Consider the following 14,428-nt stretch of genomic DNA (forward strand, 5'->3'; position numbering starts at 1 on the left):
CACGATGACCGTCCCTGCCCACACCGACGACATCGGCGCGCGCATCCTGCGCGAGCAGGTCGATTCGATGATGCGCACCAGCTGGAGCGGCGCCATCGCCGCCTTCTTCGTCGGCCTGGGGTTCTGGACCATCGCCTGGGCACAGACCGGCGACCGCGGCGCGCTGCTGTGGGCGGCGCTGCTGCACAGCTGCCAGCTGTGGCGCTATCTCGGCTGCCGGCGCTATCTGCGCACCCCGCCGGAGGCGCGCGATCCGGCCGCGGCCGGCAACTGGTACGCCCGCGCGCTGCTGGTGAATGCCTCGATCTGGGGCCTGTCGCCCTGGCTGTTCTTCCCGCGCGACAACGCGCTGGTGACCGCGCTCATGATGCTGGTGCTGATGGGCATGACCACCGGCTCCATCGCCTCGCTGGCGCCGCACCGGCGCGCGCTGCTGAGCTTTCCGATACCGGTCATGCTCGGACTGTCGAGTGCCATGCTGTGGCAGGGTGACGCGCTGCATCTGTTCATGGGCGTGTCGGCGCTGGTCTATCTGTACGTGAATCTCGATTTCGGCCTGCAGCAGCACCGGCTGCTGACCGAAGCGCTGCGCAGCCGCTACGAGAAGGAGGCACTGGCGCTCCAGCTGGAAGAGCAGATCGCCATCGCGCGCCGCGCCAGCGAAGAACGCACCCGCTTCTTCGCCTCCGCCAGTCACGACCTGAGGCAGCCGCTGCACTCGCTCGGGCTGTTCGGCACCGCGCTGCAGCGCCGGCTCGACGGCGGCGCCGAACGCACGCTGGCCGACAACCTGATGCAGTGCGTGAATGCGCTGGAAATGTCGTTCAACGAAATGCTGGAAGTGTCGCGGCTGGACGCCGGCGTGATCCGCGCGCGCAGCGAACCGGTGTCGGTGGCCGCGCTGTGCCGCGCGCTGGACGCCAGTTTCGGCCCGCAGGCCGAAGCGCGTGGGCTGATGCTGCGCTTCCGCCCCGGGTGTCACTGGGTGCTGGGCGACCCGCAACTGCTGGAGCGCCTGCTCGGCAATCTGGTGCACAACGCGCTGAAGTTCACGGCACGCGGGGGCGTGCTGGTCGGCGCCAGGCTGCGCGACGGCGGCGTGGCGATCGAGGTGCGCGATACCGGCATCGGCATTCCGCCGGACGAACAGGCGCGGGTGTTCGAGGAGTTCTATCAGGTGGGCAACCCGGAGCGCGACCGCGCACACGGCCTGGGCATGGGGCTGGCCATCGTGCGCCGGCTGGCGGACCTGATGACCATGCCGCTCGCGCTGCGCTCGCAGCCGGGCCGCGGCACCCTGTTCCGGCTGTGGGCGCCGCTCGCCCTGCCGCCCGCGCACGGCGACACCGGACACGCACCGGCCGCGCCCGCGCTGGCCGACTGGGCGCTGCACGTGCTGGTGATCGACGACGAAGCCCAGGTGCGCGCCTCGACCGCCGCCGCGCTCGAAGGCGCCGGCATGAAGGTGGCACTGGCCGAGGACGGCAGCCAGGCGCGGGCCGCATTGCGGGCTGCGCGCGAACGCGACGATCCGGTCGACGCACTGATCTGCGATTTCCGGCTGCGCGGCGACGAGGACGGTCTGGCGCTGATCGCAGCGCTGCGCGCCGAGGCCGGCGAAGCGCTGCCGGCGCTGCTCATTACCGGCGACACCGCCCCCGACCGCCTGCAGCGCGCCCGCGCCAGCGGCCTGCCGGTGCTGTACAAGCCGGTGTCCGCCGAACGGCTGATCGCGGCGCTGCAGGCGACGATGGAAGCCGACCTGCAGAGCGAAGCCACGGCAGGCGGCATGACCGCGCAGGCGACCACCGCCGTGCCGGTGAGCCCGACTGTGATTCAGGCGGACACAGCCGGCAGCCGCGCCACGCACTGAACTTCGGTCGAATCCGCCCTGCAGCCTTCCAGCGCCGGCGCGCTGCACGGATTCACGCCCGCCGGTCGACCGGCACCGCCAAATAGCGCACACCGCGGTCCGCCAGCGCGCTCAAGCTGACGTCATCGGGGTCGATAGGCATTTCGATGTGCTGAGCGCTGCCCACGCCAGCCCCGATGAGGATGGACAGAATGACAACAGAACGCGCCACCGAACACGATTACGTCCCGCTGCTCCGCGCCTGGCTGGACAGCGTGAAGCAGCGCTTCAAGCTGGACGACGCCTGGGTGACCGCAGTCGACCGGCTGGATCAGATACTCGCCACCCAGCCGGCCACCGTCACCGCCTACGACGTGGGCCGCCTGTTCCATCCGATGGAAAAGCACCGCGTGGTCACCCGCGAAACCCCGGGCGCCGACCGCGCCCTGCACTTCCTGGTCGAAGCCGGCCGCGTCGGCGCGATGCAGAAAGGCTCGGCCGAACTGCGCGAGTGGTTCCGCAAGCACTACATGTGGTCCAGCGGCAGCGTGGTGATGCAGGTGAGCGAGCTGAACACCCACACCTCGGACGAAGCGATCCGGCAGTATTTCAACGCCGCCTGAGGCAGGACCCGCCACCGCGCTCAGCACGGAGACCTGGCGGAAGAAAAGCCTTCCGCAGCAGCGCGGTCAGCGTCCTGTCCGCGCTGCGCCCCTGCGGGCGCGGCGCCCTTGTGGGCGCAGTGCTCTTGTGGGAGCGGCGCCCTCGCCGCGATCATGCCCTTGACCGCAATGCCGGAGTGATTGCCGCCCGCATCGCGGCGAGGGCGCCGCGCCCACCGGGCCAGGCGCTGGCTCTGCTGAAGACACCTGGCTCGATATTCCCGTGCTGCCGGAGCAGCCACTTACTTGCAGCGCTTCTCCAGTTCCTTGCGCAGCCGGCTGCGGTCAGCCACCACCGCGATGTCCAGATCGCGCTCGACCGCGCGCCGATAGCAGGCGTCGCGGGTGCGGATCACGCTGTCCCGGTCCAGCAGACTGTCGAGTCCGCGACCGCCCATGTCCTTCACCACGATGTCGGCCGTGGCCGCGCGGTCCAAGCAGGGCTTGAGGTCGAAACGGCGCTGCGCGATGCGGCCGTCATCGATGCGGCGCAGACGCTGTTCGCGCACGGTGAGATCATCCACGCAGGCGCAGTCGAAGCGCAGATGGCCGGAATCGCCGCGGCCGGCATTCTGGTCGGCGCACCAGGCGCGGTTGCCGGCGCGTGCCGGATTGTCGGCCGGCATGATCTGCGACAGCGCGGACCCTTCGTCGGCCCCGGGCCGGCCCAGCCTCATTTCGGCGCCGATGGCGGCCGGCGACGCGGTGCCGTACATGCAGCGCGACACATAGCTCAGCACCGGCCCGCCCTCTTCGATGTTGTCGCGCGCCCACGCCTCGCAGGCCGGGCGACGGGCGGCTGCGCGCTCGATCGACCCGTGCTGGCTGCGCGCCGCGACCGCCGGCGCCATGCCTGAATCGGCCTGCTTGCGCGCTTCGCGCTGCAGGCAGTTCCACAGCGATTCGTCGCTTTCGCCCGGCCGGTTGCCCCAGAAGGCGCCGGACTTTTCGCGACAGCGTTCGATGCGGTCCTGTGGCACCCAGCCGCTGCGTTCGTGCGCATCGACCATGCAGCGGTGGAAACGCACTTCATCCAGCCTGCCGCCGTCGCGGGCGTCGGCATCGCAGCGCGTGCGCGCGGCGCTGCTCCATGCGGAAAACTCCGCCGCACCGTCCGCCCGGGCCGGCGGGGTGCCGGCAAGCAGTGCGAGACCCAGCGCGGTCATGCAGGCGACGGGCAGTGTTCTGAGCCAGTCAGGTTTCATCGCAAATCTCCTGTTGTGCGGCGGGCGCTCAGCGGCGGCCCGCCACGCTGTCCACAACGTCCAGCGGCGCGCCGCGTTCACCGACGATGCGCAGTTCCGGACGGTACATGTCCTCGACGAAGGTGCCGGGCACGCTGTAGCGGCCGGGCGTCACCACCCGCACCATGTAGATGAGGTTCATCGGTGCCGCGTCGAGCTTCACCGCCGCGACGAAACGGTCGTCTCGGTACTCGCGGTGCTTCACCCGGTTGTCGGTCAGCGTGTCCATCACGCGCAGCGTCTGCCCGCCCGGCAGCTGCAGCGCGAATTCGCTCGCCTGCGGCCCCTGCGACAGGTTCTGGTTCTCGATTTCCAGACCGGCCGGCAGGCGGTCGACCACCAGCGCGTCGTCGGCGCGCCGGGTCGGCCTCACCTCGACCCGCACCAGCATCAGATCGCCCACCTTCAGCGCGCGGCCACCCCACGGACGTCCGTCCGCCTCGAACAGCGTGCGCTGCGCACTGCCCAGACCGTTGTCGACCGGCGGCGCGACCTTCGGATAGCCGGCGCCTTCGACCTCCACATAGAGCGGTGCCTCACCGGTGTTGGTGAGCGCAGCGCCCTTGCGGGCGGCCGCAGCATCCAGCGGCAGCAGGGCCGGCTTCTCGCCCTTGTAGGCTTCGCCCCCTTCGAGCGTCAGCGACCACGGCTTGCCGGCACCCAGACCGGCGGCGCGGCCGGCCATCACCATGGCGATCTGTTCCTGGGTGGACAGCCAGCGGCGCTTCGCGGTGTCGTTCGACAGTTCGAACAGCAGGTTGGCGGCGCGGTCGAGCTTCACCTCGTGCCGGGCGAGCAGCGCGTACAGCATGGCGCGGTCGCGCAGCGGGCTGCCGTAGTCACCGAGCCACTCGTATTCGCTGTCGTTTCCGCGCAGGCCGTAGGGTCTGGCCAGCGCCTCGTCGAGCGCGACGCGGGCGCGCGCCTCGTCGCCCATCAGCTTGAGCGCCAGACCGAGATGGGCCAGCGCCAGCGGCGACTTCGCCAGCTGGCGGTGCTCGTCGTGCAGCAGGCGCAGCGTGGCCAGCGGCGCGCGCTGCTCGCGCGCCAGCACGTAGCCGAGATGGGCGGCGTTGGCGAAACGCAGGTGAGCGCCGCGCAGCAGATCCATCTGGCCGGGCTGGGTGCCGACCTGCGCCGGCAGCCGCGGCATCTGCGACGGCGCGAGCTGGAATTCCTTCAGCATCCAGTCGCCCATCTTCTTCTGGAAGCTTTCCGGAACGGTGAAGCCGGCCGCCTTCGCGTCGATCAGGAAGCCGCCGACATAGGCGGTGATCCAGTGCTCGTACTCGCCGCCGCCCCACATGGTCATGCCGCCGGCCGCGCCCTGCATGCCGGCCAGCCGGCCGATCGCGCCCTCGACCATGGCCGCGCGTTCGGCCCGGCTGTACGGCTTCAGACCCAGTTCCTTCGCATAGGCATCATCGACGATGACATGCGGCCAGGCCGAACTGACCGTCTGTTCTGCGCAGCCGTAGGGGTAGCGCAGCAGGCCGCGCACGCTTTCGCGAATGTTCAGCGGCGGGCTGGACGAGGCGCTGACCGCCAGCGTGGCCGATGCAGGCCAGAATTTTTCGAGCAGCGCGGCGTCGATCACCTGGCGCGCACCCGGCTCGACCTTGATGCGCAGCGCGGTGCGCTCCAGCGCCACCGGCGGCGTCACCTGCAGTGCGGCTTCGCGTTCGATATGGAGGGGCTTCGCACCGCCGCTCGCGTCGAGCACCAGCTTCAGCCGCGCCAGCCCTTCGGCCTCGACCGCCTCGGCGTCGAAGCGCAGCGTTTCGCGCTGCTTCGGCGCCAGCGTGAGCGTGCGGCCGCCGTCGGCGATGCGCGCTGGCGATTCGGCCGACAGCGTGAGCCGGATCTGCTGCGGCGACTCGGTCAGATTGGTCACGTCCAGCGCCACCGTGGCGCGGTCACCCGGCGCGATGAAGCGCGGCGTGGCCAGCTCGGCCACGATGGGCGCGGCCACCGTCAGTTCGCGCTCGCCGTGGCCATAGCGCTCCGGAGTGGACGCCACCGCCATCAGCCGCAGGCTGCCGTTGAAATCCGGCAGCGCCAGCGTGATCGCCGCTTCGCCCTTGTCGTCCAGTTTTACCGGGCCGGAGAACAGATCGACCAGCTTCACCTTCTTCGGCATGCTCTGCGAATCGCGCATGCCGGCGTCTCCGCCCCACTTGAGCCGGCCGCGCGAGCCATCCATCTTCTCGATCAGCCGGCCGTACAGGTCCAGCAGATCTGCGGCGTAGCGCTGCCGGCCGAAGAAGTAGGCGAAGGGGTCGGGCGTCGGGAATTTCGTGATGTTCAGAATGCCCTGATCCACCGCCGACAGCGTGACCCAGGCCGCCTGCCCGGCAGCGCCATCGACCTTCACCTTCACCGTGGTCTTGGTTTCCGGCTCGACCTTGGCCGGTGCGTCCAGCGCCACCTTGAGCCGGCGGTCCTCGCGCGCGAGCGGGAGGTGGGCCAGGCCGAGCGCCCGCGCCGGCGTGACCCGGCTGCCTTCACTGCCCGGCCGGAAGGCGATCACCGACAGATAGAGGTCATGCCGGTTCCAGCTCTTGTCCAGCGGCACCTCGATTGCGGTGCCGGAGGCGCTCACCTTCACCCGCTTCGCCCACAGCACGCGGTCGCCCTCGACCAGCACCAGCGCATCACCGTCGTGCGGCGGCGTGACCGTGGCTCTCACCGTGTCGCCCGCCCTGTAGGGCGCGCCTTCGAGCTTCACCTGCACCCGGTCCGGTCGGTTGCCCAGCGCCTCGTTGTCCTGCGCGCCCCAGCCTGCGTAAAAGCGGTAGCGCATCGTGAGCCTGGACTGCGGGTCATCGATTTCCAGCCGGTAGCGGCCCCAGGTGACCGGGAAGCCGACCTTGGCCTGCGCCTTCAGCGCGACGCTGCGGCTGTCGACCAGTTCGTCGTTTTCGCTGAAGCCGGAATGCCAGCCGCGCTGGTCGTCGAAGCGCCAGTAGTACTGCCGCTCTTCCCTGAACAGCCGCATATTGGCCTTGTCGATGGGCGCGAAAGCGCCATCCGGCAGGAAGCGGCCGATCTCGAATTCGGCCAGCGACGACTCGCGCGCGACGTCGCGCTCGAACAGCGGGCGCACCGCGACCAGCGCCGGCGCCGGCCACCAGGCGCGCTCGACCGAACGCACCACCGGGCGGCCGCCGGATTCGAGCAGCGAGAACGCCACCCGCAGCGACAGCGGTGACTTCGCGCTGCCGGCGTCATACGGCACCTCGACCTTCGCGGCGCCGCGGTCATCGAGCGCGCTTTCTTCCAGTTCGCGCCGGCCCTTCACGCTGTCATCGGCGAAGTCACCGAATATGAAGCCCGGCTTCTTCTGCGGCAGCGCGAAGCGCAGCCGCTCGACCGCCAGCGCGGCCAGCAGCCGGTTGCCGGCGGCCGGTGCGCCGTACAGGTAGTCGCCCTGCACGCCGATGTCGAAGGGCGCGCCTTCGGTCAGCACCCGTTCGTCCGACTTCAGCGTGAGCTTCATGCGCTCGGGCAGGAATTCCTCGACCCGGAAGCGCATCAGCGCATCCGGCTTTTTCGCGGCCGGATCGGCCCGCAGTTCCAGCATCCAGCTGCCGGTCTGGGCGTCCGCCGGAATGGCGATCGGCTGCCGGTAATAGCCGGGCTGTTCGGCCGACGGCTTCCATACGCGCTGGCTCACGGTGCGGCCGTCCGGCCGCTTCAGCGTGGCGCTGACCGGCAATGCCGCGATGGCGCGACCGTCGGCGTCGCGCGCCAGCAGCGACACCTCGAACTGCTCGCCCGGCCGGTACAGGTCGCGGCCACTCCAGGCGAACAGCTTCGTCTGTGCCGGCAGCAGGCCGGCAGTGTCGAATTCGGACAGGTCCAGCGCCGCTTCGGCCAGCGACACCACCGACATTTCGCGGCCGCGCCGGGCGATCACCAGCTGGGCGTTGGCCGGTACCGCGTCGAAGGCGGCGCGGCCGTCGCCGTCACCCTTCAGCGCGCCCACCCGCTTGCCGTCACCATCCAGCAGTTCGAACTCGACGCCGTCGAGCGCGCGACCGGATTTCAGCGAGGTGGCGAAGGCGTCGATGCGGCTGCCGTTGCGGTGCAGATGCAGGCCAATGTCGCTGACGTGGAAATAGGTGGTCTGATAGTCACCGGCAAAACTGCCAGGCGCGCGCATGACCGCGATATAGACGCCGGGCTCCTGCAGTTCCCTGATCTTCTCGACCGGCAGGAAGGTGACGTGACGGCGGTCCTTCTTGTCGTCGGTCAGGAAGCGGCCGATATAGACGCTGGTCGACAGATCCTTGAACTGGTCCAGATACCAGCCCGAGGTGCGGCCGCGCAGATCGACGCCGCCGCCGTCGTAGTACTCGCCCTCGTCATATTCGCCCTCGCCGCCCTCCTCGCCTTCGGCCGGCGCATTGCGGCGTATGCCATACACCTTGTCGAGAAAGGCCGGCAGCTGGGCCGGTTCGACCCGCAGGAACTCGACATCGACTTCCGGCGTATTGACCGTGACCACGGGCAGGCCGCCGTTCTGGCCGGCCGGCAGCACGGTGCCGCGGCTGGCGAAGAAATGCGCCGGCGGCATGTCGTCCACCGCGGTGTCGCACTGATGGGCGGCCGCCAGCTTTTCGCCGGAGCGCGTGGTCACGCCGGTGGCGATATCGATGCGATAGCGGTGTTTCGGCAGCACGCCATTGAAATAGGCGACCCGCGGGTTGTCGCCGATCACCCAGCCGCCGGCCACCTTGTCCGCCGCGTCGCGACCGCCTTCGGTCTCGCCCAGATCGGTCACCTTCATCAGCTCGGTCAGCGACTGCCGTCCGGCCAGCGGCCGCGAAAAAGTGACCGCCAGCGCCGGCCCGCCGTCGCGGCTGCGTGCCGTGCAGCCCATGACCGCGAATGGCGTGGACGGATCGTCGCCCACCGCCGCGATGCCCGGCCCGCCCGCATCGCGCCCGAACTGCCACCAGGCGCCTGCACCCGCGGCCGCCACGGCCAGCGCCGCCACCCAACCGATCACCGCTTTGTTCGCCATCGAGCATCGCCCGTTTGTCATGACCGGTCGGGATTATCGCCGCATCGCGCAGGATTGGGGTGTGCCCGGCGGGCGCAGCGACGCAGCGCGATTCGGCCCTGAAATGGAGACGGCGCGTGATCAAATGCCGATCGCGGCGAGGGCGCCGCTCCCACAGGGTCTCGGCGACGCACTGGGCGGGTTTCGTGGGGGCGGCGGATCAACGGTCTCTCGTAGCAGGATCCCCGCCTCCACAGGGGGCGCGCGTCGACCCGCACCCCTGAAATGAAAGCCCCGGCTTGCACAGGCATGGACGCCCGCACGCCGCGCCGTTATGCTGCGCGCCCTGACGAATCAGTGACTTGCATGATGACCACCGTTCATATTCTCGGTGCGCGGCTGGAATCGGCCGCGCCGGCGCTGCGCGCGACGCTGTCCGATCTGCTGGCCCGGCTGTACGCGCGCGACGGCGCTCTGCCGGCGGAACGCCTGAAGGCACTGGTGGTGAGCGACGACGTGGCGCCCGCCGCCGAAGGGCAGACCGAAGTCCCGCCGCTGGTGCGCAGCGACGACGCGGACGGCTGCACGCTCACGCTGGCCGCCCCCTATGTGGAACAGGCGCTGGGCGGCGAAACCGACCAGCTGCTGCAGCTGGTGCATCTGATCCACCGCGAACTGTGGCGCGGCGAACTGGCGCGCGAAGCGGCAGTGGCCGCACCGGCCGACGCGCTCGCGGCGCAGTTCTCGCCCATCGTCGCCCGCATGTTCGACGAATACCGCGCCAACCGCGCCAGCGCCTGGTCGCTGCCGAACAATGCCGACCTGCTGCTGCCGCACCTGCTCGGCCTGCTGGAAGAACTGCCCGCCGCCTGCGACCGCGCCCGCGCCGAGTATCGCATCGACGGCAATCTCGACGCGCTGGCCGGGCTGTCGATGGCGCGGCTGGCACTGCTGATGCAGACCACCGCCTTCAGCCTGGGCTATCTCGCCGGCCTGGGCCGCTCCGCCGCCGACATCGCGCCCGAACTGAAGGCCGGCCTGGATGCCTCCATACTCGGCCGCGAATGGCCGCGCATCGCTGCACTGCTGGCCGGTGCGTCCGCCAGCGAGGGCGAGGCGCGCGCGCTGCAGCTGGACATGCTGCGCACCCGGGTGATCGCGGTACTGGCCGCAATGGGTCTGCAGGCGCGCACCGGCGACGACGGCACGGTGTGGATGGACGTGGCCGACGCCTCTCCCGAAGCGACCGCCGCCGCGGTCGCCCGCCTCGGCACACTGCACTGACACTGAGCTGTCCTGCGGGCGCGGCGACCGGCCCCGGCCAGCCTCGCCCGGATTGCCCGGGCGACCCCGCCATGCGCAACAGCGTCGGCCGATACCGGGGCCGGGCGGCTCCGTGCCGCTTACCGGATGGCGGCGGACCGGCGGTACCTTGCGTCCGCCGGTGAAACGAAAGCTTCAAATCGGCATCAAGCGCATGCAATGCGCCGCCTTCAGCCTGCAGGCGCAGCAAGGAAACCGGTCACGAATGCCCGGAACTTTGCCGAACGTTGCAAATGAACCGAGCGAGGCCGCCTGCCCATGTCCCCCCGTCTGCGCCACGACGCCGCGAACGATCCGCGTTTCCAGCCCTTTCCCCTGCACCGTGCCCGGCCGCGGGTCGGCCCCACGACGGACACCGGACCGGCCGCCCCTCTGCCCGCCATCCATTACCTGATCGCCTCGACCGACGAGGAACTGGCCGCGGCCCAGACCCTGGTACAGGCCTGTTACGGACGACGCGGCTACGACGCCGGCCGGGCCGCCTTCCAGACCGGCGAAACCACGCTGCTGGCGCGGATCGGTGACCGGGTGATCGGCACCCTGACCGTGCGCTGCGGCACCCGGGTGCGCCTGCAGGCCGAAGCCGGCTTCGCCGAGCACGTGGGCGCTCTGCGTCGACAGGGCCGGCGGCTGGTGGAGTACACGCGCTTCGCCATCGACCGTGACTGGTCCGGCCGGCACGATCTGGCCGCCGAACTGATACGCCGCGCCCTGCTGCTGGGACGGGTCGCCCTCGGCGCGACAGACTGCGTGATCGAGGTGAATCCGCGCCACATGCGCTACTACCAGCGCCAGTTCGGCTTCACCGTACAGGGCCCCGAGCGCACCTGCAGCCGGGTCGGCGCGCCCGCACGTCTGCTGCATCTGGACATGGCCGTGCCGCCGACCTGCATCGCGCACGATCACGGACCACGTCTGCACTGAACGCGGGGGATCATCGGACACACCGCGTGGACACGGTGGCCCGGTTTTACGAATGCGGTTACTATGCGTGGGATTATTTCCCTCTAACAGTATCCCACCTCCCCTGCATGACGACCTTTTGCGCAGCCGACCGCATCGAATACCTGATCGCCTCGCAGCAGGATGAACTGCTGGCGGCACGCCGCCTGGTCCAGACCTGTTACGGCCGGCGCGGCTACGACACCCCGCACGCGGACACGCAGCCGGGTGAAAGCACGCTGCTCGCCCGCATCGGCAATCAGGTCATCGGCACCGTCACCGTGCGCTGCGCGAGCCGCGTGCGACTGCAGGCGGAAGCAGGCTTTGCCGAGCACGTGAGCGAACTGCTCCGGCAGGGACGCCGTCTGGTGGAATACACCCGCTTCGCCATCGACCGCGCCTGGGCTGGCCGCCACGATGTGGCCGCCGAACTGATACGCCGTGCGCTGCTGCTCGGGCGCATGGCGCTGGGGGCGACTGACTGCGTGATCGAGGTAAATCCGCGCCATATGCGCTATTACCAGCGGCAGTTCGGATTCAACGTACGCGGCCCGGAGCGGACCTGCGAACGGGTGGGCGCCCCGGCCCGTCTGCTGCACCTCGATCTGGAAGATATGCCGCACTGCGTTGCCCGCGAGCCGGCCGGCGCGCTGAGGCCCGGCCTCGCCTGCTGAAAGGCGCTGCCGCCCGGGTTCCCGGTTCAGCGAGGCGGGCTGCCGTTGCGGTCCGGCAGCGGCAGCTGCTCCACAGCGACCGCTGCGCCCTGCACCGCCCGTATGCCAAGTCCGTACAGGCCCTCGAACGCCTCGACGTGTTCCACCGCGACCGCCACCGGCGTGATCGCCAGCGTGGCCGCAATGCCGGCCAGCGACTGCACGTAGGCACCGGAATCCGGATTCAGCAGCGCTTCGCGGGTGAGTGTGACCGAGAACTTCACATGGGCCGGACGCAGCCTGCGCAGCAGCTGCAGCGCATTGGCGTGCAGGCCGAAATGCTTGATGCCGAGCGCCAGCCCGCGCGATTGTGCCAGCTGGGCGAACGCTTCGGCGGCATCGACATCGCCGAGCAGCGCGGATTCCGGGAATTCCAGAATGAGCGTGCCGACGCGGTCGTCGTGCCGGTAGCCGCGCACCCAGCGCAGGATGTCGGCGTCGGTCAGCGTGGCCGCGCCCACATTGACCACCGTGGCCAGACCGTCACGCCGGCTGCGCGCCTGTTCCAGCGCACGCATCAGACAGGCACTGTCGAGCGCGGCCGCCACCCGGGCCTCGCCTGCATAGCTGATGTACTCGGCGGCACGGATGAGCCGGTCGCCGGCGTCCAGAGCGGCGCGCAATTCGACATGCAGCGGTGATGCAAGGCCGGTCGGCGTGAGCCCGTGGGTAGCCTGGGTGGCGAAAGCGATATGGCCGCCGCGTATCAGTTCGCGCACCTGGATGCGCAGGCTGCCGGCGCCGGTTTCGGCCTCGCGCGCGTGCGCCATGACCGGCGTGGTGCCAGTTTCGATCCGCCACTGATGCAGGGCGCGATCCGCCGCCGCCAGCCAGCCGCCGGCATCGATGTCGGTACCGGCACCGTCCGCCGCACCGGCGCGCCAGGCATAGGCCTGACCGGAACCGGCCGCGCTGGCCAGACTGTCCAGCCGGACCAGCAGCGCGGCCAGCGCATCGCGCGTGCCCGCTTCGTCGTCGTCGAACAGCATCGCGAAACACGCGCCCTCGACCCGGCCGCTCAGCACCACGTGGTCGAGCGCCTGCATGAAACCGGCGGATTCGGCCAGCAGATCATCCACCGTGTCGCGGCCATACAGGTGGTTCAGGTCCTCCAGACCTTCCACCCGCAGCAGGGCCAGCCAGCCGCTGCGTTCGCCGGCTTCGATGCGCGCCTCGAGTGCGGCGCGGAAGGCGCGGCGGTTGGGCAGGCCGGTCAGTTCATCGACCAGCGCCTGATCGCGGAACTGCTGCGCCCTGCCCGCTTCGCTCTCCAGCGCGCCGGCCATGGCGGTGAGCATGCGGTTGAAGGCGCCGACCAGCGGCTGCAGTTCGACCGGCATGCGGGCCTCGTCGATCGGCATGAACTTGCGCGAAGCGGCCGCGACCGCCGAGCGCTGTACCCGCCGCAGCGGCCGCAGACCCCAGCGCAGCGCCATCAGGCCAAGTACGCTGGCGGCTGCCAGACCGCCGCCCATCCACAGCATCAGGGTTTCGGCGATGGACCACAGCTGCAGCTGTGCCCAGTGAGGATGCGGCTCGACCTGCACGCTGCCGGCGATGCGCCAGCCGTGCATGATGTCCGAGGTCTGCGGACCGGCCGCCAGCGGCAGCAGATCGATGAACCACTGCGGCGCGCCGCCGGGCAGGCGCGCCGGCGCCTGACGCGACGCGATGACCGCGCCTTTCGCGTCGCGCACTTCGATGCGGCGCAGATAGCTCTGGTCGAACACCGGCTCGACCAGGCTTTCGGCGTTCTGCAGCGCCGGCTCACCGCCGGCGGTCAGCGCCACGGTCAGCGACAGCGCGATCGCCTGCGCCTGGCTGGCCATCTGCGCCTCGACCCGGTCGCGCGACACCCACAGCGCTGTCGCCAGCGCAGCGGCAAAGGCCAGCACGCCGACACCGAGCAGCGCGGCCAGCAGACGCATGCGCAGGCTGTTCATCCGCGCACCTCGGCATCCACCCGGTCCAGCAGTTCGCGCCACTTGCGCAGCTGCTGCGGCGATCCGAGTTCGCGGTCGCCACCGGTCTGCACCTTCCACACGCGGTCGTCATTGAAGCTGTACACCGGGGTCAGATCCGGCCGTTCGCGTGCGGGCAGAAAGCGCTTCTCCAGATTGTCGAGCACCCACGGTTCTGCGCCCGGCTCCGGGTAGTAGGCCAGCACCATGTGATTTTCCAGCCGGCCCTGACGCAGCAGGCGCACATAGGTGATGCGCAGCTTGTCGGCCGGCATGCCCAGTTCGCGCAACGCGAAATACTTGGCCAGCGAATAGTCCTCGCAGTCACCGGCGGCGATCGCGGTGAATTCCGCCGGCGTCGCCCAGTAGTCGTCGGACTGCCACAGCTGCGGGTCGGTCACGTAGCGGGCGCGGTTGGCGATCTGATTGATGCGCTCGACCCGCACCGCCTCGTCGGCGATCTTCAAAGCCCCGTTCAGCGCTTCGGCCAGCTCGGCCAGGCGCGGCCCCGCCTTGTCGCCGAAGCGGGCGGTCATCTTCTGCTGCAGATCAGCGCGCACGGTGAGCAGGTAACCCTGATAGGAAAACGCCAGCGCCTGCGACGCCAGCACGGCGAACGCGGCACAGGCCAGCAGGCGTGTGCGGTTCGGCAAGACGGCAGTGATGGAGGGCAGGCAGCGCATGGCGGGCAGACACGGTCAGGATCCCCGTTAACGGTCGTCG

Annotated in this window: 9 protein-coding genes; 5 read left to right on the plus strand and 4 right to left on the minus strand. The window is 70.0% G+C overall.

Translation table 11 applies throughout. The features are described 5' to 3' along the window. The first annotated feature begins 4 nt into the window (after positions 1 to 4). Both METUNV1_RS07250 and METUNV1_RS07255 read left to right on the plus strand, forming a co-directional pair. Positions 5 to 1,873, plus strand: coding sequence for an ATP-binding response regulator (locus METUNV1_RS07250; RefSeq protein ID WP_008060364.1), 1,869 nt, complete (start codon positions 5 to 7; stop codon positions 1,871 to 1,873). A gap of 191 nt (positions 1,874 to 2,064) precedes the next feature. Then, positions 2,065 to 2,475 carry a hypothetical protein gene (locus METUNV1_RS07255; protein ID WP_008060365.1) on the plus strand — a complete coding sequence of 137 codons (411 nt, stop codon included), beginning with the start codon at positions 2,065 to 2,067 and terminating at the stop codon, positions 2,473 to 2,475. Positions 2,476 to 2,756: 281 nt separating this feature from the next. On the opposite strand, the gene METUNV1_RS07260 is transcribed toward METUNV1_RS07255, so the two are convergent. Together METUNV1_RS07260 and METUNV1_RS07265 are read right to left on the minus strand one after the other, a co-directional pair. Then, positions 2,757 to 3,719, minus strand: a complete 963-nt coding sequence (locus tag METUNV1_RS07260) for a hypothetical protein (protein WP_008060368.1) — start codon at positions 3,717 to 3,719, stop codon at positions 2,757 to 2,759. A gap of 28 nt (positions 3,720 to 3,747) precedes the next feature. After that, entirely contained in the window at positions 3,748 to 8,787 is a 5,040-nt protein-coding gene (locus METUNV1_RS07265; RefSeq protein ID WP_008060369.1) for an alpha-2-macroglobulin family protein, read from the minus strand. A gap of 345 nt (positions 8,788 to 9,132) precedes the next feature. On the opposite strand from METUNV1_RS07265, the gene METUNV1_RS07270 reads away from it, so the two are divergent. From METUNV1_RS07270 to METUNV1_RS07280, 3 genes are all read left to right on the plus strand, one after another. Further along, positions 9,133 to 10,050 carry a hypothetical protein gene (locus tag METUNV1_RS07270; RefSeq protein ID WP_008060374.1) on the plus strand — a complete coding sequence of 306 codons (918 nt, stop codon included), beginning with the start codon at positions 9,133 to 9,135 and terminating at the stop codon, positions 10,048 to 10,050. Between the two features lie 297 nt (positions 10,051 to 10,347). Beyond that, positions 10,348 to 11,013 carry an N-acyl amino acid synthase FeeM domain-containing protein gene (locus METUNV1_RS07275; RefSeq protein ID WP_008060376.1) on the plus strand — a complete coding sequence of 222 codons (666 nt, stop codon included), beginning with the start codon at positions 10,348 to 10,350 and terminating at the stop codon, positions 11,011 to 11,013. 107 nt (positions 11,014 to 11,120) lie between these two features. After that, entirely contained in the window at positions 11,121 to 11,705 is a 585-nt protein-coding gene (locus METUNV1_RS07280) for an N-acyl amino acid synthase FeeM domain-containing protein (RefSeq protein WP_008060377.1), read from the plus strand. 26 nt (positions 11,706 to 11,731) lie between these two features. Here METUNV1_RS07280 and METUNV1_RS07285 read toward each other — a convergent pair whose 3' ends face one another. Together METUNV1_RS07285 and METUNV1_RS07290 are read right to left on the minus strand one after the other, a co-directional pair. Further along, positions 11,732 to 13,687: an EAL domain-containing protein gene (locus METUNV1_RS07285; protein ID WP_008060379.1), complete on the minus strand. Its 1,956-nt coding sequence runs from the start codon at positions 13,685 to 13,687 to the stop codon at positions 11,732 to 11,734. Further along, entirely contained in the window at positions 13,684 to 14,358 is a 675-nt protein-coding gene (locus tag METUNV1_RS07290) for a transglutaminase-like cysteine peptidase (protein ID WP_008060385.1), read from the minus strand. The genes METUNV1_RS07285 and METUNV1_RS07290 overlap by 4 nt, the downstream gene beginning before the upstream one ends. Positions 14,359 to 14,428: the final 70 nt, after the last annotated feature.

Source organism: Methyloversatilis universalis FAM5, assembly GCF_000214035.2.
Taxonomy (GTDB): domain Bacteria; phylum Pseudomonadota; class Gammaproteobacteria; order Burkholderiales; family Rhodocyclaceae; genus Methyloversatilis; species Methyloversatilis universalis.

Bases quoted from the DNA above. Each gene is read 5' to 3' on its own strand.
- METUNV1_RS07250 (WP_008060364.1), top strand. From the start codon at position 5: ATGACCGTCCCTGCCCACACCGACGACATCGGCGCGCGCATCCTGCGC.
- METUNV1_RS07255 (WP_008060365.1), top strand. From the start codon at position 2,065: ATGACAACAGAACGCGCCACCGAACACGATTACGTCCCGCTGCTCCGC.
- METUNV1_RS07260 (WP_008060368.1), bottom strand. From the start codon at position 3,719: ATGAAACCTGACTGGCTCAGAACACTGCCCGTCGCCTGCATGACCGCG.
- METUNV1_RS07265 (WP_008060369.1), bottom strand. From the start codon at position 8,787: ATGGCGAACAAAGCGGTGATCGGTTGGGTGGCGGCGCTGGCCGTGGCG.
- METUNV1_RS07270 (WP_008060374.1), top strand. From the start codon at position 9,133: ATGATGACCACCGTTCATATTCTCGGTGCGCGGCTGGAATCGGCCGCG.
- METUNV1_RS07275 (WP_008060376.1), top strand. From the start codon at position 10,348: ATGTCCCCCCGTCTGCGCCACGACGCCGCGAACGATCCGCGTTTCCAG.
- METUNV1_RS07280 (WP_008060377.1), top strand. From the start codon at position 11,121: ATGACGACCTTTTGCGCAGCCGACCGCATCGAATACCTGATCGCCTCG.
- METUNV1_RS07285 (WP_008060379.1), bottom strand. From the start codon at position 13,687: ATGAACAGCCTGCGCATGCGTCTGCTGGCCGCGCTGCTCGGTGTCGGC.